This is a genomic window from Actinokineospora iranica (assembly GCF_900101685.1).
Taxonomy (GTDB): domain Bacteria; phylum Actinomycetota; class Actinomycetes; order Mycobacteriales; family Pseudonocardiaceae; genus Actinokineospora; species Actinokineospora iranica.
In genome coordinates, this window is the sequence record NZ_FMZZ01000005.1 from 368,742 (window position 1) to 392,129 (window position 23,388).

The window sequence follows — 23,388 nt, forward strand, 5'->3', positions numbered from 1 at the left end:
ACTGGTTACTCGATCGAAGGAGCGACATGACCACCGCTGTGCCGACCTTGGGCGCGATCGTGCTCGACTGCCCCGACCCGCTCGCCCTGTCCCGCTTCTACGCGAGCCTGCTGGCCTGGCCGGAGGACCCAGAACCCGCCGAGGACAACTCCTGGGCCTCGATCAAGGGCGACAGCGGCCGCATCGACTTCCAGCGGGCCGAGGGCTACCTGCCGCCCACGTGGCCCGCCGCCGACCGGCCGCAGATGCTGCACCTCGACCTCGCGGTGACCGACCTGGAGGCCGCCCACGAGCGCGCCATCGGTCTCGGCGCGCGCCTGCTCGACGACAAGCCGGAGACGTTCCGGGTCTACGCCGATCCGGCAGGGCACCCGTTCTGCCTCTGCGCCTGCTGAGATATCCGTCCAGCTCAGCATCCTATTCGCAGTGTGTATACACATGCTGTAGAGTTCGTCGCATGTCAATCGGACACGCTCTGCTCGGGCTGCTGGAGACCGGCCCGAGGCATGGCTACGACCTCAAGCGCGTCTACGACGAGCACTTCGGGCACGACCGGCCGCTTGCCTACGGGCAGGTCTACTCGACGCTCTCGCGGCTCTTGCGCAACGGACTGGTGGAGGAAAGCGGTGTCGAACCCGGCGGCGGCCCGGAACGCAAGCGCTACGCGATCACCGACGCCGGGGTCACCGACGTCACGGAGTGGCTCGTGACGCCCGAGAGCCCGCAGATCTACCTGCAGAGCGCGCTCTACACCAAGGTCGTGCTCGCGCTCATGTCCGGCCGCAGCGCCGAAGACGTGCTCGACGCCCAGCGCGTCGCGCACCTCAAGGCGATGCGCGAGCTGACCGCGCGCAAACGCGACGGCGACCTGGCCGACCAGCTCATCTGCGACCACGCGCTGTTCCACCTGGAAGCCGACCTGCGCTGGCTGGAACTGACCACGGCACGCCTGTCCGATCTCGGTAAGCAGGTGGCGTCATGACCGACGTCCTGCTGAGCGGTACTGACTTGCGTAAGAGCTTCGGCGCGACCCCCGCTCTCGACGGCGCGAGTATGACCGTCCGCCGCGGCGAGATCGTCGCGGTCATGGGGCCGTCAGGCTCGGGCAAGTCGACGCTGCTGCACTGCCTGGCGGGCATCGTCGCACCGGAATCGGGCGCGGTGGTGTTCCAGGGACGGGAACTCTCGGCGATGTCCGACCGCGAGCGCAGCGCCCTGCGGCGCGGCGAGTTCGGCTTCGTCTTTCAGTTCGGACAACTTGTGCCTGAGTTGTCCCTGGTGGAGAACGTGGCGCTGCCGTTGCGGTTGAGCGGGGTCCGGCGCAAGACGGCGGAAAGCACGGCCCGCGAATGGATGGGCAGGCTGGAAGTCGACGGCATCGCCGACAAACGACCCGGCGAGGTCTCCGGCGGTCAAGGGCAGCGGGTGGCGGTCGCTCGCGCTCTGGTCACCGGCCCTAAGGTCATCTTCGCCGACGAGCCGACGGGCGCACTCGATTCGCTCAACGGCGAGCAGGTGATGCGGCTGCTGGTAAGCACCGCGAAGGAGACCGGCGCGTCCATCGTCCTGGTCACCCACGAACCCCGGGTGGCCGCGTACTCCGACCGCGAGGTCGTCGTGCGGGACGGGAAGACCCGCCAGGTGGAGTTGGTTCCGTGAGGGCCTGGCTCAACGACCTCGCCATCGGGGTCCGACTGGCTGTCGGGGGCGGTCGGACCTCGCTGGCGCGGTTCGTGCTCAGCACGGTCGGCGTGGGCATCGCGGTGGCCGTGCTGCTGCTCGCCTCGTCGGTCGGCCCGGTGCTCGACGCCCGCGACCAGCGGACCTACGCGAACCTCCCCGACGCGACGCCCGCAGCGGGCGTCGCCCCCACCCACTACGCGCGCGAGACCTCCGAGTTCGGCGAGAAGCGCGTCAACGTCATCTACCTCCTCGGTGAGGGCCCGACGTCGCCGAAACCGCCCGGGATCGCGACTCTGCCCGGCGAGGACGAGATGTACGTCTCGCCCGCCCTGGCCGCGCTGCTCGGCGATCCGGCCAACACGCTGCTGCGCGAGCGGTTCCCGCAGCGGATCGTGGGCACCCTGAGCGACACGGTCGTCGAGAAGCCGACCGCCCTGCTGCTCTACACCGGAGCCGGGCCCCAGGGCCGGGAAGCGCCACTGACGGCGTACGCCTTCGGCATCCCGCACCTGGAACCGGAGCCCATGGACCCGGGGCTGCTGCTGCTCCTGTTGTTGGGCACGGTCGCGTTGTTGGTGCCGGTCTTCATCTTCCTCGCGTCCAGCACCCGGATCGCGGGCGCCGAACGCGACCGGCGGCTGTCCGCGCTGCGGCTGGTGGGCTCGGACAGCGGCCAAGTGCGTCGGATCGCCGCGGCGGAGACCCTGGTGGGCGCGCTCGCGGGACTGCTGCTCGGCGGCGCCTTGTTCCTGCTCGGGCGGGAGATGGCCGACGACGTTGAGTTGATGAACGTCAGCGTGTACCCCGCCGACATCGTGCCGACGTGGTGGCTCGCGGTGCTCGTGCTGCTGGCTGTCCCGGTGCTGGCGGTGTTGACCGCGCAGTTCGCGCTGCGCCGCACGATCATCGAGCCGCTCGGCGTCGTCCGGCACAGCAAACCGGTCCGCCGCCGCCTCGTCTGGCGGGTCGCGGTCGTCGCGCTGGGCGTCGTGCTGCTGGTCTGGCACGGCGGCGTGGACGCCAACAGCCAGCTGTGGTCCTACAGCATCGCCACCGGCGCGACGCTGATCCTGTTGGGCGTGCCCATTCTGCTGCCGTACCTGGTGGAGCACACGGTCAGCCGCCTGCGCGGCGGCCCGTCGTCCTGGCAGCTCGCGATCCGCAGGCTCCAGCTCGACAGCGGCACTTCGGCGCGGGTCGTCGGCGGTGTGGCGACGGTTCTCGCGGGCGCGGTCGCCCTCCAAGCCGTGCTGCTGACGCAGGCTGGGGCTTTCTCCGTGCCGGACGACCACCGGGTGCCGTCCGATGTGACGATGACGGTCTTCGCCGGGCCGGAAGTGGCGGAAGAAGCCGAGCGCATCGTCAAGAACGCCGAGGGCACACTGGCGGTGAGCTCCGTTCAGAGCTTCAGCGTCCAGTTCTCCGCAGGGGAAAGCAGCCAGTCCCTCATCGTCGCCGACTGCGACACGGTGCGGTCCGTCTACGCGGTCGACGATTGCGTTGACGGGCAGGTGTTCAGCCCGCACTACATGACCCCGGAGGCGGACGGCTTCCTCCCCGGCCGCACCGTGCGCGTGGTCGACTACGACGGCGGCTCCGAACCGAAGGTGCTCGCCGAGTGGACATACCCGGCCAGCACCCGGCGACTCCCGCCCGCCACCATCGACCGCTTCGACGTCGGCGGCCTGCTCGCCACCCCTGGCGCCCTCCCCGACCTGCCCGGCGGTTACCCGACCATCCGCGTCCAACTCGACCCGGCCGTTCCTCAGGCCGCCGAGCATGTGCGCAACGCCCTCCAGTCCCTGCGGTGGCGGGCCTGGTCATCGCTGGACAACGCCCCGGTGCTCAGCCAATCCCAGCGGGAGTACCTGACGATCCGTCGCGGCCTGCTGGTCGGTTCGGTGTTCACCCTGCTGCTCGGGGGCATCAGCCTGCTGGTCCTGGCCCTGGAGCACATCCGCGAACGCAGGCGCCCCCTGGCCATCCTCGCCGCGAGCGGCGTGCCCACCGGCGCGCTGGCGAGGTCGCTGCTCTGGCAGATCGCCATCCCGATCGCCCTCGGCGTCGCGGTGGCTGTCCCCGCGGGCATCGGCCTGGCCACCCTGATCACCAACCTGTCCGCCGACCTCCTCCGGGTCGACTGGCCCGGCGTGGCGATCATGACGGCCGCGGCGGCGGCACTCGGCCTGCTCGTTTCCCTGCTGACCCTCCCATTCCTGCGCAGCGCCACCCGACTCGACGCACTCCGCACCGAGTAACCGACCAGGAGCCTGGGGCCGACTGGGGGTCGGCCCCAGGCTCCTGCCATCACCGCCTCGCAAACCCACCGACCCGGCACCGACCGCGCACGTCCTCTGCGGTTGTCGTATCTCGTGGGCCAGCGCCATTTCTCGTGGGCGAGCCAGTCTCGACCGCCATGCCTGTCTGGGGCAAGAATGGGTCACGGTCTCCCCTGGTGCGACCACTTCGGCAATGTCCTTGAACCGCTTCAACGGCGATTCAACGATTCAGCGATTCAGGTTCGCTCTTTCCCGTACTCTTCTCCTGTCGATTGCGCTATTACGGAACTAACGGATGAGCGGTAAGCAGCCCGTGCGGTGACACGCACACCATGGCACGGTTCTCGGCATGGCGTGCGGAGTTATCCACAGGCGCTGTTCACATCAGCAGGTACGCCGCGCTGCCCAGTCGTTCGATGGTCGCGTTCGATGGTTGGCGGTCGAGCAGGGCTGTGCCGCCGTCGCGGCGGTGGAAGCCGGTCAGGACAGCGTGGCGGGTGGCGCGGGAGCGGTTCACCGTGCCGGAGTGCCACAGGTGGGAGTTGAACAGCCACGCCGTGCCCGCGGGGCCGAGCAGCAGCACCTGGTCGGGGTGGTCCTCGTGCCCCCGGGGCGGGACGAACCCGTAGTCCAGGTGTGAGCCGGGCACGACGCGGGTGGCGCCGTTATCCGGGGTGAAGGCTGTGAGGGCGACGATCGCGTTGCACACCTGCCAGCGCCCCGGTTCGGCCCGTTCCGGGGTGTCCATGTGCAGGGCCTGGCCGCCGTGGTCCGGTTTGCCCGCGCGGTAGTGCATCTCGCTGATGCGGAACTCCGGCCCGAGCAGGTGCCGGACCGCGGCCAGCAGGGTCGGGCGCAGCCACAGCGGGTCGAACATCTTGCCCGCCTCCAGCAGCCCCTTGAGGTGCAGCGTGCCGCCCTGCCTGCCGCTCACCCGCAGCAGCGCCTCGATCTCCCCCAGCGCCGCGTCGAGTTGGTCGCCGGTCAGGAAGCCGTCGAAGCGGCAGTAGCCGAGTTCGTCGAGATCGCTCAGCTGTTGGGGGGCGAGCAGATCCGAGCGGACGCCCAGCTCGTCGAGAACCTCGTGCACTATCCAGGTGTAACCCAGCGATGGCCGTGACGCCACCATATTCACCTGTTGATGCCCCAGAATCGCCCGATGAGCCACTCGGAGCACTGCTGGTAAGCGGCGGCTCGCCCGAATGGCGCAGCCACGACCACCCGCGTCGCGGTGTCCTCCGGCACACCCGGCCGTCCGCCGGGACTGACCATATCGGACAGTGGGCTGGAATCCTTCCCGCGCAAGCCCTACCGGGAGAGCCGGTGCAGCCGCAGCGCGAGCTGGATCTCCAGTGCCGCTCCGGCGTCTGCCAGTCGGCGCCCAGCAGCGCCCCGATTCGCTCGATCCGCTGCACGACCGTGTTCACGTGAACATGCAGCATGTCCTTGGCCCGGGTCAGGTTCGTCCCGCAGGTGAAGTACGCCTCCACGGTGCGCAGCAGTTCCGTGCCGCGCCGGTCGTCGTAGTCCAGGACCGGGCCGAGGGTGGCGCGCACGTACCCGTCGAGGTCGGTCGGGTCGCCCAGCAGCAGCCCCACGAATCCGAGGTCCGCCAGCGCGCCGCCCTGCCCGGACCGCCCCAGGGCGACCAGTGACCGGGCGCAGCGCGCCGCTTCCGCGTGGGCCGCGACCACAGCGTCCACGCCGGACACCGGGCCCGCCGCGCCGACCGTCACCGGACAATCCACTGTAGACGAAAGGCCGACGGCTATCCGTGCAGTCAAAGCGCTCGGGTTGTCCGCGCGAGCCAACAGCACAACCTGTTCCGCGTGCACCCCCACCAGCGCCGCGTGCCGACCGGCCGCCATCGCCTGCCGCCGCCGGGGCGCCTGGCCCGCGGTCGCCACCAGCACCGCGTGCGGCTCGGTCAGGTCGACGCCGAGCCGGTGGCCGCGGGCGATCAGCGCCGCCGGGTCGCGGTCGGGCGCGGTCAGCGGATCGGCCAGGAGTTCGCCGCGCACCTCGTCCTCGGCCTGCGCGACCGAACGCCGCGGCATGAGCAGCGGCGCCGTCACCACCGCTGCCCGTTCGAACAGCCCGCGGTCCGCGTCGTCCAGCGACTCACGGCCGGTCAGCAGAAGAGTGCCCAACAGCTCTTGTCCTGCCTGTACCGCGCACATCCACGTGTCCGGTGTGGACACAGCCCTACCTGAGGAGCGCACGCCGCAACGGCTTCCTTCGGCGGGCGGGCCACGCTCGTGCCCACCCGGGCCAGTTCCGTCCCGCCCGCGTCGTGCACCGCGATCCCGCCGCGCGGCACCAGGTCCATCAGCTTGTCGTGGGCGTCCTCGGCGCGGCGCATGGCCGCGTTGTGCGCGCTGATGGTGGCGTTGGCGCGGTCGAGTTCCGCGCGGGTCTGCCGGGTCTCGTCGAGCAGGTGCGCGTTGTCGATGGCGATCGCGGCGTGGTCGGCCAGTGACGACAGCAGCGCCACCTCGTCCGGGGAGAAGTCGCGGCGGGCGCGGTCGGCGGCGAACAGCACCCCGATCACCTTGCTGCCCAACGCCAGCGGCACCCCCAGGATCGCGGCCAGCCCCTCGTCGTGCACGGAGGAGTCGATCGGGTCGGTGTGCCGGAAGCGCTTGTCGGCGAAGTAGTCACGGGTCGCGTACGGCTGCGCCGTCTGCGCGACCAGACCGCCCAACCCAGCGGACCGGCTTGGCACATCACGACCACGTACAGCGACACCGGCAGCGTGCTCTTGGTCGCCTGGAACAGCGCTACCGCGATAAGAGGTGCGACCGCACCTGCCGCGATCGAGGACAGCTGGCTTCCGACCGACAACCCGGTGTAGCGGACGCGCGTCTCGTACTGCTCGGAGAAGAACACCGCCTGCGGCCCGTACATCGCGCCGTGCAGGACCAGGCCGACCATCGCGGCCAGGATGATCACCCGGGCGACCGCGTCGAGCAGCAGGAAGAACGCGAAGCTCCACACCGCCATGCCGACCGCGCCGAACAGGTACACCGGCCTGCGGCCGATCCGGTCGAACAGCGCTTTCCACAGCGGGATGCTCACGAAGTGCACTACCGAGCCGACGAGTACCGCGTTGAGCCCGACCCCCTGTCCATTAAGAGCCCCTTGGCCACATAGACCAAGATGAACGCGGTAATCACGTAGTAAGAGACCCGCCCACCAGCAGCGGGCTCAGCACCGCCCGGTCGAGCAGCACCCGCTCGACCACCTCGTCCTCGGGAATGCCGTGCGCGCGGGCCGGGTAGTCGATCTGGCTCTCCACCAGCGGGGTCCGCGCGTACCCGGGGCTCACGCAGTTGCTGGTCACGTCCTAGGGCGCGCCCTCGACCGCGGTCACCTTCGACAGCCCCTCCAGCCCGTGCTTGGCCGCGACGTACGCCGCCTTGTGGGCGCTCGCGCACCCCGTGGACGCTGGAGACGTTGACGATCCGGCCCCAGCCGCGCGCGCATGTGCGGCAGGACCCGGCGGATCAGCGGAAACGGCGCAGGGCTGTCCGACCTGCCAGGTCCAGATTGTGATGCGGGCCACTCGGTATAGGTGACGACGGTAGGTATGTCGGAACGCGGTAGCCATGTGTCCAGCCCCTACAGCCGACGGGAAGGTTGTATGGGCTGCGACCATGCTCGTCCGGGTGGTTCGCGCGGAAGTGTGCCAGCGCCCGTCGATGGAGGCGTCCGGCGCGGCTATGCGGACATGCGCATCGATCTCTGCGTAGTCTTGTGGAGTGATTTGTCCGAAGTGTCAAAACGTCATGCGCACGGTCGACCGGCTCGGTGTGCACATCGACCAGTGCGAAGGGTGTCGGGGAATCTTCCTCGACCGTGGTGAGCTCGAGCAGATCGCGTCGGCCGAGCAGCGCCACTACGCGGCCGCGGCTCCGCCGCCGCCGTATCAGGGCGCGCCGCCGCCCGCTGCAGGCTATCCGCCGCCCGCGCCGTACCCGCCCGCCGTCGCGCCTTACCCGCCCGCGGGTTACGGGCACGGGGCGCACCGCGACTCCCCGCCTGGGTACCGCGACTCGCCCCCCGGCTACGGCCACGTGGGCGGTTACCGGGACTCGCCGCACGGGTACGGGCACGGTGGCGGTCACTACAAGAAGCGCCGTAAGAGCTTCCTCGAAGACCTCTTCGACTGACCGTTGAACCCGATGATCTGCGTGGCCTGCGGTGAGTGGGCCGACGCGCCTCGGGTCGACGGTGCTGTCCTGGTCTGCGCGCGGTGCGGGCATCGGGAGCCGTTCCACCGGCTCCCGATGTTCGCGCTGACCGGCCCCAGCGGCACCGGCAAGTCCACCGTGTGCCGCCGGTTGAGCCCACTGCTCGGCGGCCGTGCGGTCGTCTTGGAGCAAGACGTGCTGTGGATCGGCGCTCTGCGCGACCCGTACGACGACTTCGGCGCCTTCCGGCAGACCTGGCTGCGCCTTGCCGCCATGCTGAACCAGAACGGCCGCCCCACGGTGCTGTGCGGCACCGTCGCGCCCCCGCAGTTCGAGCGCCGCCCCGAGCGCGCGCTGTTCTCCGAGATCCACTACCTCGCTCTCGTGGCCGACGACGACGTCCTGGCCGCCCGTCTCCGCGCCCGCCCCGCCTGGCGCGAGTGGGACGACGAGGACCGGATCGCCGACATGCTCGAGTTCAACGGCTGGGTCAAGGCGAACGCGGCGCTCACCGACCCCCCGATGGACCTGGTGGACACCACCTCCGCGACCGTCGACGAGACCACGGCCGCCGTTGTGGACTGGATTCTCGCCCGGCTGTGACGGAATCGGCGCACCTGTGCAAACACACCGCTTGCAACTGCTAGCACGGCGGCGTACCGTCGCTGGTGGCACGAGGAGGCGGTTGCGGGATGGACCAGGCTGACGGCGGCGATGTCCGGGCGATCGACAAGGTCGCCGACCTCGGCCGTGACATCGGCGAGTACATCAAGGCGCAGCGCAACACCGCGAAGATCTCGCTGCGCCAGCTGTCCCGGCTCGCGGGCGTGTCCAACCCGTACCTGAGCCAGATCGAACGCGGACTGCGCAAACCCAGCGCCGAGATCTTGCAGCAGATCGCCAAGGGGCTGCGGATCTCCGCGGAGGCCCTCTACGTGCAGGCGGGCATTCTCGACCATCCGGTCGGGGGGCCGGTGATCGACGCCGTGCGGGCCGACGAGGGGCTGACCGAGCGGCAGAAGCAGGTGCTGCTGGACGTCTACGAGTCGTTCCGGCGCGAGAACAGGCAGTCCGCGGCGGCAGAGTCCATAGCAGAGTCCACGGTAGGAAAGTCCACTGTGGATATAGAGACTTCGGATATAAAGACTTCGAGGAGTGAGCACGATGACACTGCCCAAGAGCGATGACGTCCGCAAGGCGGGCGAGCAGGCCGCGCAGGTGGTGAGCACCGCCCTGGAGCAGGCGCGCACCCCCCTGCTCGCCGCGCTCGGCGCGGGCGATCTGGCCGCCAAGGCTCTCTTGGACGCGGTAAACCGGGCCAAGTCGGGCGCCGAGACCACTAAGACCGCCGTGGCGGACCTGCCGCACGAGGTCGGCGGCCTGCGCGAGAAGCTCGACCCGGCCGAGTTGCGCAAGCTCGCCAACGAGTACTCCGCCGCCGCGGTGCGGCTGTACCAGAAGCTGGCCGACCAGGGGGAGGACACGCTGGGCAAGCTGCGGTCGCAGCCGCAGGTCAAGAAGGCCGTCGAGCAGTTGGAAGAGGCCATCGAGGCCGCCCAGGCGCGCGTCGGCGGAGTCGCGGGCGACGCCCGGCTGCTTGCCGAGGACCTCTTGGCCCGTGTGACCCGCCAGACCCGCTCGGTTGGCGAGAAGACCGCCCACACCGTGGAGAGCGTCGCCGCCGACGTGTCCGAGGCCGTCGAAGAGGCGGGCGAGGACATCGCCCACGAGACCCGCAGTGCCGCGCGCAAGGTCGCGAACAAGACGGCCCCGGCCCGCAAGCCCGCGGCGCGCAAGCCCGCCACCAAGCCGACCACGAAGTAACCCGACCCACAAGACCCCGCACACTCGACGCGAGCGTGTGGGGCCTTGTGGTGAATGCGCCCGGTTCGCACGTAGGCTAGGAGGCGTGCCGGAGACCGCGTTCTGGATTTTGAAGGCCATTGACTGGGCGGCCGTGCCCGTCGGCGTCTTCGCGTTCATCCACGCGCTGCTGCAGCGGCCGGACGCCTACTCGGCGGCCGACCGGCTGACCAAACCCGCCTGGCTGGGTATCACCGCGGGCGCGGCGGCGGTGCTGTTGCTGTTCAGCTTCGCGGGCACCGGCTGGATTTTCTGGATGGCGGGCCTTGTCGCCGCTCTGGTCTACATAGTCGACGTGCGACCGAAGCTGATCGAGGTGCAGCGCGGTCAGCGTTGGTGATTCGTCTTATCCAGACCCGACCGGGGACTGTCCCACCTTCTCGCTACCCTCGGTTGTGTGACCTGGACCATTGCCGGAAGTCTCACCGTCCTCCCCGCCCTGGACCATCCCGAGCTGCTCGCCGACCCGGTCGCCAAGGCGCTCGCCGGGCTTGACTCCGATCGGGTCGGGGTTGCCGAGATCGATCCGGATCTCGCCGACACCGCCGCGTTCTGCGCGCACTACGGCTCACCGCTCACCGCATCCGCCAACTGCGTGGTCGTCTTGGGCAAGCGCGGCGGCACCGAACGGTTTGCCGCCTGCCTGGTATTGGCCACTACCCGGGCCGACGTCAACGGAGTCGTCCGCAGGCGGCTCGACGTGCGCAAGGCGTCGTTCGCGCCGATGGACCGCGCGGTAGAGCAGACCGGCATGGCGTACGGCGGCATCACCCCCATCGGCCTCCCCGCGGACTGGCCGCTGCTCGTCGACGCCGCTGTCGCGCGGGCGCCCGAACTGGTGATCGGCAGCGGCATCCGCGGCAGCAAGCTGCTGGTCCCCGGAGGTCTGCTGGCCGGGCTGCCCTCGGCCGAGGTGGTCGACGACCTGGCCCGCGCGGTTTCGGAGTAGGCCGAAAGAGGGGAAGCGAACCCTACGATCGTCGGGTTGAGCACTTTTCCCCTGTCCCGGTTAGTCGCCCTGTGCTTGCATACGGGCGTGAACACGGACCTCGAGGTCGCGGGAACGGCCGCGGAACCGACCACGATCCGCGTCGGCGTCGTGGACGACGAGCCGATGGCCCGCTCCTTCGTCGCGAAGATCCTCGCCTCGGCAGGCGACGTGCTGGTCGTCGGCGAGGGAGCGCACGGCGGCGAGGCGCTGGAACTGGTCCGCACCCTGGACATCGACGTGCTCCTGCTCGACCTGCGTATGCCGCGCATGGACGGTATCGACACCCTGCGTGAGCTGCGCCGACACCCGTCGATGCCCGCTGTCGTGGTGCTGACGACCTTCCACGCCGACCAGGCCGTGGCCACCGCGCTCCAGCTCGGCGCGAAGGGGTTCCTGCTCAAGCACGTCGAGCCCGCCGAGCTGGTCCGGGCGGTGCGGGTCGCCGCCCGCGGCGGCGCCGTGCTCGACCCGTCGCTCACCAGCGACCTGATGGGCCACCTCGCCACCCACCACCTCGACCGGATCGGCGCCGCGGCCGAGGTCGCCCGCCTGTCCGCGCGGCTGCGCGACGTGCTGCGGCTGGTGGGCATGGGCCGCAGCAACAACGAGATCGCCGCGGAGCTGCGGCTGTCCGACTCGACGGTGCGCGGCTACGTCTCGGAGATCCTGGCCGCGACCGGCTGCTCGAACCGGGTCACCGCCGCCGTCCTGGCCCAGCGCGCGGGCCTGCTCGACTGACTACCGCGTCGCCCGTGAGGCCGCGCCCGCGGAACCGACGTCGAGGTCGACGACGACTTCGGCGTCCTCCCAACGGCCGCGCTGGGCGATCGCGAGGCCGATCAGCGCCAGTTCCGCCGCCTGGTCCCGCAGGGCACGCTGCTCGCCGGTCTCCGTGTCGTGCCCGGCGGGCTCGTCCCGCTCCCATGCGGCCACGGCGGCCTCGGCCACCGCTCTGGGCAGCCGCACGGTGAGCCGTCCGAGTTGGGCGTCTATGTGCGTTCCGATCGCCGCCAGCACGTGCGAGTCTTCTCGATAGCGGACGTACTGCTCGTGATTCGCCACCGGTTCAAGCTATCCGGAGTCCTGCGCCGATGCGGCCCGGAAGATCATTCTCAAGTCGTCGCGTAGGCGCTCAGCAGCGCCACCGCCTCGTCGGCGTCGTCGGTGACCAGGATCCACGGCTCGGCAGCCCGCCCGCGCGCCATCTTGCGCACGAGCGGCGCAGCGGGCACCTCCTCGGTCCAGAACCGTTTGCCGAGGAAGACCATGGGCGCCGCAGGCCCGACCGAGCCGTAGTGGTTCTGGGTGTAGTCCTGAAAGATCTCTTGCACTGTCCCCGCACTGCCGGGCGTGTAGATGATGCCGCCGGTAGCCACGGTGAGCAGACCCTCTTCGCGTACCGAGTTCGCGAAGTACTTGGCGTGCAACTCGCAGAACGGGTTGGGCGGCTCATGCCCGTAGAACCAGGTAGGGATTCCGATCGTGCGCGCCCGGTCCCCGGTCGGCAGGTCCAGCGTGAGCCCGGCCGCCAGCCACCGCCCGATCTCCACCGCGTCCACCTTCGCCCCGCTGGCGAACCTCGGCGCGACGGCGAGCGCGGCCAGCGCTTCGTCCACAATGGAGCGATCGGACAGGCGCACACCCAGCGGCACGGCCTCCATCGCCCCTGGCCCGCCGCCGGTGAGGACGGTGAACCCGCCGCGCCCCAACGCGACACCGAGTTCAACGGCGTCTCGGTAGCCTGCCGAATCGCGGGTAAGAGCATGTCCGCCCATCACGGCTACCGGCTTGCCGGTAAGCACGTCGTGCAACGCCTCAGAGATGCCGTGGTCGTGCAGCCGCTCGGCCAACGCGTGCAGCGGGTCCGGTGGATAGCCCTGCTCTCGGGTGTGCCGGTAAACGCGCGCGTCCAGCGTGTCCGCGTAAGTCTCCGGGTGGTCCGGGTCGAAGCCGTCGAACAACTCCGCGCACGTGTACAGGTGCGACCGGTAGACCTCGTAGGGCAGGCCCGGCACGATCGGGAACAGCAGCGCCCCCGCCGCCTGCGCCCGTCGCTGCGTCTCGGGCCGCAGCGCGCAGCCCAGCAGCAGGGCCCCGTCCATCGGCGTGCGGAGCAGGGCGTCGACGTCCGGATCGGTCAGATCGAGCCGGGCCAGCGTCACCCCGCGCAGGTCGAGGCCGTCCGCCCGGTGCAGGCGCAGGGTGTCCAGGTCGGTGATCTCGATCCGCACGCCGGTAGCCTACGGACGCCCGACAGCCGACGTACGGAGAATGATGAACCAGGTACAGGCCCTCGCCGAGCGCACCTTCACCGCCCCGGTCGAGCGCGTGCGCGCCGCCGTCGCCGACTACGCGGGCGTCCGGTCGAAGATCCTCACCGCGCACTACAGCGAGTACGAGGTCCAGTCGGGCGGCGTGGGCGCTGGCACCGTCGTGCACTGGAAGCTCCAGGCCACCAGCAAGCGGGTCCGCGACTGCCTCGTCGACGTCACCGAGCCGCAGCCCGGCACCCTGGTCGAGGCCGACCGCAACTCCACCCTGGTCACCACCTGGACCGTCGACGGCTCGGGCGACACCTCGACGGTCCGGATGGCCACCACCTGGGAAGGCGCGAACGGCATCGGCGGCTTCTTCGAGCGCACCTTCGCCCCCGCGGGCCTCCGCCGCATCCACGACGAGCTGCTGGCCAACCTGGCCAGGGAACTCGGCGCCTGATCAGGCCAGCAGCGGCGTGCTGGGCTCAAGCCCGCACAGCGCCCGCCCGTAGTGCTCGACCCCCGTGGTCGGCAGCATCAGCGCGTGCGTGGCCAGCGCCTGCGCGTTGCGGGCGACCAGCTGGATCGGCATCGCCTCGTTGATGGCGGTCGCCCCGCTCGCCAGCCGCAGGGTCTCGATCGCCTCCATGTACAACTTGGTCGCGTGAGACACCAGGCCCCACACCCGGGGCTTGTCCTGCGGCCCGTACGGCGTGCCGGTACGCGCCCGTTGGTCGACCAGATCGGCCGCCTGGTAAGCGAAGTGATCCGCCGCTTCGATAGTGAGCTTCGCCCCGGCCACCTGGTGATGGGTGATCGGAGCGTCCCGGAAGTGCGTGTAGCCGGTGTAGGCGATCGGGCCCCGCTCCGGCAGCCGCGCCATGAACAGCTCGTACGCCGCGGCGGCCATGCCGAGGAACGCGGGCGGACAGCTGGTCAGGACGTACGGGACCAACGGCACCCGGTAAAGCGCGGAGTGGGCGTTGCGCTCGCTCAGGTGCGCGCCGAACATCACCCGCGACGCCAACGCGGCGCGCTCGTTCGGCACGAAGATGTTCTCGCCGGTCACCGTGTTGCTGCCGGTGCCCGCCATCCCGCTGACGTGCCAGTCGTCCGCGACGGTGAGTTCGGTGTACGGGATGACGAAGTGGGCCATCTCCGCGGGCCCGTCGCTGTTCTCGATCATGCCGGGCTGGACGGCGTAGGTGGCGTCGAGGCAGCCGCTGTTGAACGGCCAGCGTCCCGAGACGAGGTAGCCGCCGTTGACCCGGACCGCGCGACCCGTGGGCACGAGCGTCGCGGAGTGCAGCGTGACCGGGTCGGCGAAGACTTCGTCCTGCACGCTGTCCGGGAACAGGGAGAGCAGGAACGTCGCGTCGTAGTAGAGCGTGGCCACCCAGGCCGTGGAGGCGCAGCCGCGGGCGATCTCGGCGAGGACCGCCATCTTGGTGCGCATGGTCGACTCGTAGCCGCCGAAGTGGCGGGGGAGCATCAGGCGGAACAGGCCCGCCTCGCGCAGCGCTTCCAGGTTCTCCGCGGGCACGCGCCGCGCCTCGGCGCAGCGCTGGGCGTTGCTTCGCAGGAGGGGCACGAGGGAGGCGGCCCGGTGGACGAGTTCGTCGGAGTCCGGCGTCGCGAGGAGTCCGGGGCTGCTGGTCATCGGGAGTCCTTCCGGCGGCGTTCCACCCTGGCGTTCAGCAGACTTACCATGCCACAACTCACCGTGACAGGTGGGTGACCTAGTGAGATCACACCCGAATGGGAACACCGTTATCACTACCTGTGTTGCACCTACTGCGTCGCATCCACCAATCAGGGAGTGCCATCAGCATGACAAGTCCGTCGACCGCCCTGGAGATCCACCTCGCCGCCCGGCCGATCGGCAGGCCGCAACCGGAGAACTTCGCCTTCGTCGAGGTGCCGGTGCCGGAGCCAGGCCAGATCCTGGTGCGCAACCATGTGATGAGCGTCGACCCGTACATGCGCGGCCGGATGGGCGACGCGAAGTCCTACATCGCCCCGTTCGCCCTCGGCGCCCCGCTGGAGGGCGGCGCGGTCGGCGAGGTCGTCCAGTCCACTGTGGACACCCTCAGGCCGGGCGACTTCGTGCTGCACAACCTGGGCTGGCGCGAGTACGCGGTGCTCAGCGCCGATGAAACGGTCAAGGTCGACCCGGATCTCGCGCCGCTCGGCGCTTACCTCGGCGTGCTGGGCATGACCGGTCTTACCGCTTACGCGGGCCTCTTGGACATCGCCGAGTTCCGCGAGGGCGACACCGTGTTCGTCTCGGCGGCCGCGGGCGCTGTTGGCGCTGTCGTGGGGCAGATAGCGCGGCTTCGCGGCGCTAAGAGGGTCATCGGTAGCGCGGGTAGCGATGAGAAGGTGCGATACCTCATCGACCAGCTCGGCTTCGACGCCGCGTTCAACTACAAGGACGCCCCGGTGGTCGAACAACTCGCCGCCGCCGCGCCCGAAGGCATCGACGTGTACTTCGACAACGTCGGCGGCGACCACCTGGAGGCCGCCATCGAGGTCATGAACACCCACGGCCGCGTCGCCGTCTGCGGGATGATCTCCCTGTACAACGCCACCGAGCCGGTGCCCGCGCCGCGCAACCTCATGCAGCTCGTCGGCAAGCGGATCACGCTGCGCGGCATGCTCGTGCGCGACCACGCGAACCTGCGCGACGACTTCGTGCGAGAGGTCGGCGGCTGGATTCGCGAAGGCAAGCTGCAGTACACCGAGACCGTGGTCAAGGGTCTCCGCAACGCCCCGGAGGCGTTCATGACCATGCTCGACGGCGGAAACACCGGCAAGATGCTCGTGACTCTCGGCTAACCCAGGGCCTGCATGAACGGCAGGACAAGCCGACGGCGGTCGCCCGGCAGCGGGCGACCGCCGAGGGTCATCGCGGCGGCGCGGAACATCGGCGCCAGGCCGCGCTCGGCCACCCAGACGGCCAGTTCCCCGCGGCTGTCGTCCACATCGACGCGGACAGGTCCGTCGACGTCTCTTGCGAGATCGGCGATAAGAGCCTTCGCGTCGTGGTCGCCTTCGGCGATAAGAGGTCCGATGATCCGGTTGTCCAATCCCGTGCCCGGGCGCCAAGCGCTCGCGTAACCGACGATCCGGTTGTCCCTCTCGATCACCCGGACATGGTCGGCGAAGTCGAACAGTCCCGAGAGGACATTGCTCCGGTCCACGCCGAACACGGCGCGGTCCAATTCGAGGATCGCGCTGAGGTCTGCCGCACTCGCCACACGCGTAAGACCCGACCGTTCAGCGCGAAGAACCCCGACGTTTGCCTGAACCTCGGTAGACGCGTGGAAACCCAGCTTCTCGTACAGCGGTTTTCCGAACGGCGTCGCGTACAGGGTGACCGTCGCGTCGCCCGCCGCGCCGATCGCGTGCCGCATGACGCGCGTGCCCAGCCCGCGGCGGGCGAACCTGGCCGCCACCAACACCATGGAGATGGTCGCCAGGTCGCCCGACCGGGTCAGAACCGCGCACGCGGCCAGGCCACCCGACGGATCGGGAATGCCGAATCCCTGGCCAAGGCGCAGCAGGAAATCCCACTTGTGGTCCTCGTAGGGCCACTCCCGGTCGCCCGCCAACGCGAGGCAGGCGGGCAGGTCGGCAGTGGACAGCGGTCGCGGCGGAACGGTCGGAAGGTTGTTCGGATCCCCAGTCTTCACACCGCGAATGGTCGCCCAGAGCGCCTTTCACGGCAACCGATTAACCCGCCCCATACTCCGTTCTTCCAATCCCGTCAAACGCCTATCCCCATGCCATCGTGTCAATGACACCCACCCCGCCCCGGCATACGGTGAAACCACAACCACCCCCGGAGGCTCGACATGAAACCGCCATCCCACAACCCTTTCTCCCCCAGCCCGGGAACCGCCGCACAGCAGTCGGCCCCGCGCCCGAAAAACCTAGAACACCACAGTCTTATTGCCGTGCAGCAGGATCCGGCTCTCCAGATGCGCCCGCAGTCCCCGCGCGAGAACGACCTTCTCGATGTCGCGCCCCTTGCGCACCATGTCCGCCACCGAGTCGCCGTGGTCCACCCGAATCACGTCCTGTTCCACGATCGGCCCCTGGTCGAGTTCGGCCGTCACGTAGTGGCACGTCGCCCCGATCAGCTTCACCCCGCGCTGGTGGGCCTGGTGGTAGGGCCGCGCGCCCACGAAGGAGGGCAGGAAGCTGTGGTGGATGTTCAGCGCCCGCCCGGCCCACTCCGCGCACAACTCGGCGGGCACCACCTGCATGAACCGCGCCAACACGATCGCGTCCGGCGACCCGGCGTCCACCAGCTGCCGCAACTGCGCGAACGAGGCGGCCTTCCCCTCGGGGTCGGCCGCGGGAAACGGCACATGGTGGAACGGGATGCCATGTGCCCGCGTGATCCCCGCCAAATCGGCGTGGTTGCCGACGACAGCGGTGATGTCCACGTCCAACTCACCGCTGTGCACCCGCCCGAGCAGGTCGTAAAGGCAGTGCCCCTCCTTGGAAACCAAGATCGCCACCCGACGCCGCCGCCCGGTGTCGGTCACCGTCCAATCCGACTTGGCACTGAGTTCCCGAGCCACCTCCCCGAACCGTCTCCGCAACTCGTCAACCCCAAACGGCAACGATTCAGCCCGCACCTCCTGCCGCGTGAAGAACCAGTTCGTATCAGGATCGGTGTGATACGCGGCCTCGACAATCCACCCCCCAGCCTCAGCCAGAAACCCCGAAATCCTCGCCACCACCCCCGCCCGGTCCGGACACCCCAACCTGATCACATAACGACGCTCATTCGACGACACCCGCCAATTGTCCCAGCCCCTGTCCACCCGACCTCCACCCCAGCCACTCCTTCCGCCGCACCGACTCCTTCCGCCGCACCGGCTTCTTCCGCCGCACCGGCTCCCTCCACTCCGGTCTGGTTCCTTGTCGTGTTGGTCGCGGCCATGTCCTGGCCGCTCGCTCGACTTTTCCGCTCCGCTCCACTCCGGCCAGCGCCCCGCCCCGCTGCCTTCCTTCCCAATCCGCCTCTCCGCCCGACCCTCCACTCCAGACCCCGCTCCATCGCAGACGCCGCCGCTGATCTCACCGAGCCCTCGACCGCACTCCCGACACACGCGAATGCCGCCGTGCCGGCCCACCGTCGTCCCACCGCACGCCCCGCCACACCCCACCTGCCGCAGCGCCGCACCCCTCGCCTTGCCGCCGCAACCCCAACGCCACCGCACCCTCATCGCACTGCTGTGCCCGCGGTCGGGTTGCCGCGCTCGCCGTCGCTCGCCGCCGGACCCCGGCGTCACCGCATCCTCACGGCACTGCTGTGTCTGTGGTCGGGTTGCCGCGGCCGCCGTCGCTCGCCGCCGGACCTCAGCGCCACCGCATTCCCACCGGACTGCTGCGTCCGCTGTGGCACTGTCGCGCCCGCCGCACCTCCCGCATCCGCCGCCGCACCAGCGCGCGGCACCCATGTCTGGCCGTGGCAGCACGCCGCCCCGTACCAGGTGCGCGGCCGCGCCGCGCGGTCTGGCCGCTGGCACGGTCGGGTGGCCGCACTGCCAGACCGCGAGCCTCGCCGCGGGGGCGGGCGAGATGTCGGGGTCGTGCTGTCGTTGCCGCGTCGCCCGCTGGACTGCCAGGGGCGTTGTCTCTTGGCCGCGCGGTCAGCCTTGCCCTCCGAACCTGGGCCGACTCGCACCACTGCCAGGCCAGGACCGGGGCACGACGGCGCGCTCGGCTGGGTCACGCCGTCGCCTTGCCTCCTGGGTGGGACCGTCACACCGCTGGGAGAACCACCACGTGTCCGCTGGTGGGCAGGTGCCTGTCCAACGCACTGGGACGTTGCGGGCGGGCGGCGCTTGCTTCCCCGCGTGGGCGGGACCGGTTCGCCCGGGGCCAGGCCACTCTTCGCGCCCACCGCGTTGCGGAACCTCGCGCCAGTGGGCCCGAAGGCCACCGGGACCTCGCCCGGAGGTGGCCTTCGGGCCCATCGACCCCCCGGCAGGGTGCCCTAGGACAGGCGGGTGCGGGCGTATTCGGTCATGGCCGCGCGGAGGTATTCGGCCAGGCGTGGGTCGGTCTTGTCGAAGTTCGCGCGGAAGCGCGGGTCGTCGGCGTAGAGATTGGCCAGGCCCGTGTAGGACTCGCGATTGGGCACCCAGGTGCCCTGAATCCACTGGTAGTGGCCGTCGATCGTCTCCTGGACCGCCGGGTCCGTCGGGAGGCGGCCCGCGTCGATGTGCGCGATCAGGGTGTTCAGGGACTTGAGCCAGGTCTGGCCTTCGGTCTGCCACCAGTCCTGGGGGGTGCCCGCGAACTTCTTGTTCGCTGCGTCGACGTGTTCCGCGCCCCAGCGGTCGCGGGCCTCCTGTTGCAGTTGCTCCTGTTTGGCCGAGTCGAAGCCCTCGAACCAGTGTGCCGCCGATTTGCTGGTCACTTTCTCTCCCCCTTGCACTTCGGAGATGGTTCGGGAGACCGTGCGCGCCAAGCGGTCCAGGCGGTCGCGTTCGGCCAGCAGCCAGCGGTGGTGCATCCGCAGGGCCTCGATCCGGTCGCGGCCCTGGTTGACGATCTCGGCGATCGCGTCCAGACCCAGACCCAGTTCGCGCAGCACCAGGATCTGCTGCAGGCGCAGCAGTTGCTCCTGCTCGTAATACCGGTAGCCGTTGTCGCCCACTCTGGCCGGTGGCAGCAGGCCTATGTCGTCGTAGTGGCGCAGTGTCCGCGATGTCACCTTCGACATGCGGGCCACCTGTGCGATCGACCAGGCCATCGGTCTCCGTCTCCTCCGGGCCGGTCTTTCCGGCCCGAAGACAACGGTAGAAGTTGACGCAACGGCAAAGTCAAGGCGAGTTATCTGGGGGCCACAGCTGACCAATCCAGGGTGAGTTCACCGAGGCGCCAGCGTTTGCGGGTGTCGAGCACCGGCCAACCGTCCTCGGCGAGCAGTCGCGCCGCCTCCACCCACCGGGCGCGGGGGCCGAAGGCCGCGAACGGCGCCGCGGTCGCCCAGCACGCGTCGAGGGCGGACAGGAAGTCGTGGACTCGTTCGCCCGGGACGTTGCGGTGGATGAGCGCCTTGGGGAGGCGTTCGGCCACATCGGACGGACGCTCGACACCGGAAGGCAGACAGGCCACGGTGAACGTTCTGGGGCCGGTCGCGTCCAGCGTCACCCAGGCGCAGCGCCTGCCGATCTCGTCGCAGGTGCCCTCGACCAGCAGACCGCCCGGAGCCAGCCGGTCGAGCATCGTCGCCCACGACGACGCCGACTCGGCCTCGGTGTACTGGCGCAGCACATTGAACGCGCGCACCAACACCGGCCGGGCGCCCGCCAACTCGAAACCGCCCCGGCGGAACTCCAGCCGCGGCGGATCGGCCGACGGCTTGGCCGCCTCGACCCGCTCCGGGTCGATCTCCAGCCCCAGGACCCGCACGCCCGCGCACACCGCGCGCAACCGCGCGGCCATCTCGACCGTCGTGACCGGCGTCGCCCCGTAGCCAAGATCGACCACCAGCGGTTCAGGCCCCGACAGCACCTCACGCACCACAGCCGAGCCGACCATCCACCGATCCACCCGACGCAGCCGGTTCGGATTGGTCGTGCCCCGGGTCGGAGCGCCAAGCGCCCTGGCCCGACCAGCGGCCAACCGAGGAACGCGAGCCATCAGCGGCAGCCCACCCGGCACAGAGCAACCGACCGACCACCGACCCGGCGCCCAGTGCCCGAGCCACCACCGACCAGGAAGCGGGCACCCAGCCAGACGACCGGAAGGCGGGCGATCAGCGACCAGACAACCCGGCGACCGCGGGTCGGACAAGCAGCGACCAGCGCACGGCAGGCGAGGTTCGCGCGTCGGGTGGCCGCGCCGCTGGTGGCCAGCCGGGCTGCGAGGTGCCCGTGGGTGGCTGGGGCTTGGGCGGCTGTGCGGCGGATGGACGGGCGGGCAACGGCCGGGGTGTGGGCAGGTGGGATTGGGGGGTTGGTTGTCGGTGGGCTGGCGCACGCGGGGGTGGTAGCCGGCGGGCCTGCGGATGCCGGGCTAGTTGCCCGGGGGCTGGCGCACGCAGGGCTGGTAGTTGGTGGGCCGGCGCACGCGGGGCTGGTTGCCGAGGGGCCAGCGCACGCAGGGGTGGTTTCCCGGGGGCCGGGGCACGCAGGGCTGGTAGCCCACCACTCGGTGCGCCTAGGGCGGGGAGCCGGGGGGCGGGGGCTGTGGGTGTGGCGGCGGGCGGCCATGTGGCGGGTGGTTCGGCGGTCCGCGGTCGGGAAGGGTGTGATCACGCGGGGGGCGTCATTCGGGGTGGTCGGCCAGCCAGGTGGCGGCGAACTCGGCCTCGCTGGCCAGGAGTTTGCGCACCTGTTCCGCGATCACCGACTCGATTTTTCCGCCGATCAAGGGGATTTTGACCTTCACTTCCGCGTCCGTGCGCCACTCGCTGCCGGTGGGGGTGTCGGTGAGGCGGAAGCGGCCCTTGATCTCGCCGGGCATACCCGCGACCGCGGCTGTGGTGGTGCCCTCGAAGCGGGAGCCGTCCGGGCTCCAGGTCTCGGTCCGCTCGACTACCAGGTCGCCCTTGGCGACGGTGCGGACCACCGAGGGGAGGCGGGACGCCTCCAGGCCCTGGCGCAGGCTGTAGGAGACGCCGTCACCAGTGGTTTCGTACGCGGTGAGCTCGGCGCCCTTGCCGCCGAGCACCCTGAGGCGCTCGTCGAGAAAGGCCCGGTCCACCAGCGCCGCGTGCACCCTGGACGCGGGTGCGGTGAACTCGGCGCGGTGCTCGATGCGGCTGGGCATGGGCTGGAGGTTACCGTTTGTGCCCGTGACCAGCCTCCCCCTCGGCGCCGACGTCCGCACCGGAGTCCCCCTCAGCGGATACACGACCCTGCGGCTCGGTGGACCAGCCGCCAGATTCGTCGCGGCGGGGACGGCCGCCGAGGTGGTCGACGCGGTTCGGGCCACCGACCAGGACGGTGACCCGCTGCTGGTGCTCGGCGGCGGGTCCAACCTCGTCGTCGGCGACCTGGGGTTCGACGGGACCGTCGTGCTGGTCGCCAACCGGGGCAGCAAGATCGACTGCACGGCCCCCGGCCGGGTCCAGCTCACTGTCGAGGCGGGGGAGGACTGGGACACCGTGGTCGCGGGCACCGTCGAAGCCGGGCTCGGCGGCCTCGAATGCCTCTCCGGCATCCCCGGCCTGGTCGGCGCGACCCCGGTGCAGAACGTCGGCGCCTACGGTGTCGAGGTCGCCCAGGTGCTCGTCTCGGTCGACCTGTACGACCGGCCCACCGGCGAGATCCGCACGCTCACCGCCGCCGAACTCGGCCTGGGCTACCGGACCAGCGTCCTCAAGGGCACCGACCGCGCCGTCGTCCTGCGCGCCCGCTTCGAACTCGTGGACGACGGCCTGTCCGCCCCCATCCGCTACACCGAACTCGCCCGCGCCCTGGGCGTCCGCCAAGACGCCCGGGTGCCGGTCGCCGCGGCCCGGGAGGCGGTGCTCGACCTGCGCCGGGGCAAGGGCATGGTGCTCGACGCCGTCGATCACGACACCTGGAGCGCCGGCTCGTTCTTCACCAACCCCATCGTCCCCGACGACGGCCTCGACGCGGTGCTCGCCCGGATCGTGGCCGCGGTCGGGCCGGACGTCACGATCCCGCGCTACCCGGCCGGGCTGGGCGCGTCGAAGCTGTCGGCGGCCTGGCTCATCGAGCGCGCCGGGTTCGCCAAGGGGCACGCGGGCGCGGGCGGGCGGGTCGCGCTGTCCTCGAAGCACACCCTGGCGCTGACCAACCGGGGCGACGCGACCACCGCGGACCTCCTGGCCCTGGCCCTGGAGGTCCGCGACGGCGTGCGCGCGGCCTTCGGCGTCGACCTGCACCTCGAACCGGTGCTGGTCAACTGCTCCCTGAGCTGATCAGCCGGGGCTAGCCGACGCGGTGCGCGCGGGTGGCCGAGGCCTGCGCGCGCGGCTTCATGACGATCTGGTCGAGGTTCACGTGCGGGGCCCTGGTCACCGCGAACGCGATCACCTCGGCCACGTCGTCCGCGGTGAGCGGGACGAGGCCGTCGTAGACCTTGGCGGCCTTGTCGGTGTCGCCGTCGAAGCGGGTCACCGA

General features: G+C 70.3%; 23 protein-coding genes and 4 pseudogenes. 14 read left to right on the plus strand and 13 right to left on the minus strand.

The genetic code is table 11. The features are described 5' to 3' along the window. Positions 1–26 precede the first annotated feature (26 nt). The 4 genes from BLS56_RS13585 (at position 27) to BLS56_RS13600 (ending at position 3,941) form a co-directional block, all read left to right on the plus strand. Positions 27–395: a VOC family protein gene (locus BLS56_RS13585; RefSeq protein ID WP_091450366.1), complete on the plus strand. Its 369-nt coding sequence runs from the start codon at positions 27–29 to the stop codon at positions 393–395. 62 nt (positions 396–457) lie between these two features. Continuing rightward, positions 458–982 (plus strand): PadR family transcriptional regulator, encoded by a 525-nt coding sequence (locus tag BLS56_RS13590; RefSeq protein ID WP_091450367.1) that lies wholly within the window; start codon positions 458–460, stop codon positions 980–982. After that, the gene (locus BLS56_RS13595) at positions 979–1,659 is read left to right on the plus strand and encodes an ABC transporter ATP-binding protein (protein WP_091450368.1); all 681 of its coding nucleotides are present in this window, start codon (positions 979–981) and stop codon (positions 1,657–1,659) included. The genes BLS56_RS13590 and BLS56_RS13595 overlap by 4 nt, the downstream gene beginning before the upstream one ends. Continuing rightward, on the plus strand, positions 1,656–3,941 hold the full coding sequence (locus tag BLS56_RS13600) for an FtsX-like permease family protein (RefSeq protein ID WP_091450369.1): 2,286 nt from the start codon (positions 1,656–1,658) through the stop codon (positions 3,939–3,941). The genes BLS56_RS13595 and BLS56_RS13600 overlap by 4 nt, the downstream gene beginning before the upstream one ends. A 400-nt stretch (positions 3,942–4,341) precedes the next feature. On the opposite strand, the gene BLS56_RS13605 is transcribed toward BLS56_RS13600, so the two are convergent. From BLS56_RS13605 to BLS56_RS13615, 4 genes and pseudogenes are all read right to left on the minus strand, one after another. After that, a complete protein-coding gene (locus BLS56_RS13605) occupies positions 4,342–5,052 on the minus strand; it encodes a phytanoyl-CoA dioxygenase family protein (RefSeq protein WP_175482810.1) in 711 nt (236 codons plus the stop codon). 218 nt (positions 5,053–5,270) lie between these two features. After that, positions 5,271–6,669: pseudogene (locus BLS56_RS13610) on the minus strand (helix-turn-helix domain-containing protein); the annotation flags it as partial. Positions 6,670–6,683: 14 nt separating this feature from the next. After that, positions 6,684–7,150: pseudogene (locus BLS56_RS32250) on the minus strand (MFS transporter); the annotation flags it as partial. Between the two features lie 8 nt (positions 7,151–7,158). Beyond that, positions 7,159–7,484: pseudogene (locus BLS56_RS13615) on the minus strand (SDR family NAD(P)-dependent oxidoreductase); the annotation flags it as partial. A 239-nt stretch (positions 7,485–7,723) separates the two neighbouring features. On the opposite strand from BLS56_RS13615, the gene BLS56_RS13620 reads away from it, so the two are divergent. From BLS56_RS13620 to BLS56_RS13650, 7 genes are all read left to right on the plus strand, one after another. Further along, complete coding sequence (locus BLS56_RS13620) at positions 7,724–8,134, plus strand: TFIIB-type zinc ribbon-containing protein (RefSeq protein WP_091450371.1); 411 nt, start codon at positions 7,724–7,726, stop codon at positions 8,132–8,134. Between the two features lie 12 nt (positions 8,135–8,146). After that, entirely contained in the window at positions 8,147–8,758 is a 612-nt protein-coding gene (locus BLS56_RS13625) for an AAA family ATPase (protein WP_091450372.1), read from the plus strand. An 89-nt stretch (positions 8,759–8,847) separates the two neighbouring features. Then, complete coding sequence (locus BLS56_RS13630) at positions 8,848–9,342, plus strand: helix-turn-helix domain-containing protein (protein WP_091450373.1); 495 nt, start codon at positions 8,848–8,850, stop codon at positions 9,340–9,342. After that, a complete protein-coding gene (locus BLS56_RS13635; protein WP_228771612.1) occupies positions 9,320–9,979 on the plus strand; it encodes a hypothetical protein in 660 nt (219 codons plus the stop codon). The genes BLS56_RS13630 and BLS56_RS13635 overlap by 23 nt, the downstream gene beginning before the upstream one ends. A gap of 85 nt (positions 9,980–10,064) precedes the next feature. Then, the gene (locus BLS56_RS13640; RefSeq protein ID WP_091450374.1) at positions 10,065–10,358 is read left to right on the plus strand and encodes a DUF2516 family protein; all 294 of its coding nucleotides are present in this window, start codon (positions 10,065–10,067) and stop codon (positions 10,356–10,358) included. Between the two features lie 57 nt (positions 10,359–10,415). Then, complete coding sequence (locus BLS56_RS13645; protein WP_091450375.1) at positions 10,416–10,967, plus strand: YbaK/EbsC family protein; 552 nt, start codon at positions 10,416–10,418, stop codon at positions 10,965–10,967. An 87-nt stretch (positions 10,968–11,054) separates the two neighbouring features. Next, positions 11,055–11,747 carry a response regulator gene (locus BLS56_RS13650; RefSeq protein WP_228771613.1) on the plus strand — a complete coding sequence of 231 codons (693 nt, stop codon included), beginning with the start codon at positions 11,055–11,057 and terminating at the stop codon, positions 11,745–11,747. Here the strand turns inward: BLS56_RS13650 and BLS56_RS13655 are convergent, their stop codons facing one another. Both BLS56_RS13655 and BLS56_RS13660 read right to left on the minus strand, forming a co-directional pair. After that, positions 11,748–12,071, minus strand: a complete 324-nt coding sequence (locus BLS56_RS13655; protein ID WP_091450376.1) for a hypothetical protein — start codon at positions 12,069–12,071, stop codon at positions 11,748–11,750. It lies immediately after the preceding gene. Positions 12,072–12,121: 50 nt separating this feature from the next. Then, entirely contained in the window at positions 12,122–13,240 is a 1,119-nt protein-coding gene (locus tag BLS56_RS13660; protein ID WP_091450377.1) for an LOG family protein, read from the minus strand. 43 nt (positions 13,241–13,283) lie between these two features. On the opposite strand from BLS56_RS13660, the gene BLS56_RS13665 reads away from it, so the two are divergent. Beyond that, positions 13,284–13,724 (plus strand): SRPBCC family protein, encoded by a 441-nt coding sequence (locus BLS56_RS13665; RefSeq protein ID WP_091450378.1) that lies wholly within the window; start codon positions 13,284–13,286, stop codon positions 13,722–13,724. On the opposite strand, the gene BLS56_RS13670 is transcribed toward BLS56_RS13665, so the two are convergent. Then, on the minus strand, positions 13,725–14,924 hold the full coding sequence (locus BLS56_RS13670; RefSeq protein WP_091450379.1) for an acyl-CoA dehydrogenase family protein: 1,200 nt from the start codon (positions 14,922–14,924) through the stop codon (positions 13,725–13,727). A gap of 170 nt (positions 14,925–15,094) precedes the next feature. Between BLS56_RS13670 and BLS56_RS13675 the strand changes: the two genes are divergently transcribed. Beyond that, positions 15,095–16,102, plus strand: coding sequence for an NADP-dependent oxidoreductase (locus BLS56_RS13675; RefSeq protein ID WP_091450380.1), 1,008 nt, complete (start codon positions 15,095–15,097; stop codon positions 16,100–16,102). Here the strand turns inward: BLS56_RS13675 and BLS56_RS13680 are convergent. From BLS56_RS13680 to BLS56_RS13700, 5 genes are all read right to left on the minus strand, one after another. Further along, positions 16,099–16,959, minus strand: a complete 861-nt coding sequence (locus tag BLS56_RS13680; RefSeq protein WP_091450381.1) for a GNAT family N-acetyltransferase — start codon at positions 16,957–16,959, stop codon at positions 16,099–16,101. The two genes, BLS56_RS13675 and BLS56_RS13680, sit on opposite strands and share 4 nt — an antisense overlap. Positions 16,960–17,199: 240 nt before the next feature. Next, positions 17,200–18,075 carry a formyltetrahydrofolate deformylase gene (purU, locus tag BLS56_RS13685; RefSeq protein ID WP_091450431.1) on the minus strand — a complete coding sequence of 292 codons (876 nt, stop codon included), beginning with the start codon at positions 18,073–18,075 and terminating at the stop codon, positions 17,200–17,202. Positions 18,076–19,280: 1,205 nt separating this feature from the next. Then, positions 19,281–20,042: a MerR family transcriptional regulator gene (locus BLS56_RS13690; protein ID WP_091450382.1), complete on the minus strand. Its 762-nt coding sequence runs from the start codon at positions 20,040–20,042 to the stop codon at positions 19,281–19,283. 80 nt (positions 20,043–20,122) lie between these two features. Beyond that, entirely contained in the window at positions 20,123–20,935 is an 813-nt protein-coding gene (locus BLS56_RS13695) for a class I SAM-dependent methyltransferase (RefSeq protein ID WP_091450432.1), read from the minus strand. Between the two features lie 627 nt (positions 20,936–21,562). Further along, the gene (locus BLS56_RS13700) at positions 21,563–22,066 is read right to left on the minus strand and encodes a DUF2505 domain-containing protein (RefSeq protein ID WP_091450383.1); all 504 of its coding nucleotides are present in this window, start codon (positions 22,064–22,066) and stop codon (positions 21,563–21,565) included. A gap of 25 nt (positions 22,067–22,091) precedes the next feature. Here BLS56_RS13700 and BLS56_RS13705 point away from each other — a divergent pair, with 25 nt between their 5' ends. After that, positions 22,092–23,186: a UDP-N-acetylmuramate dehydrogenase gene (locus tag BLS56_RS13705; RefSeq protein WP_228771615.1), complete on the plus strand. Its 1,095-nt coding sequence runs from the start codon at positions 22,092–22,094 to the stop codon at positions 23,184–23,186. Between the two features lie 10 nt (positions 23,187–23,196). On the opposite strand, the pseudogene BLS56_RS13710 reads toward BLS56_RS13705, so the two are convergent. Beyond that, positions 23,197–23,388: pseudogene (locus BLS56_RS13710) on the minus strand (SDR family oxidoreductase); the annotation flags it as partial.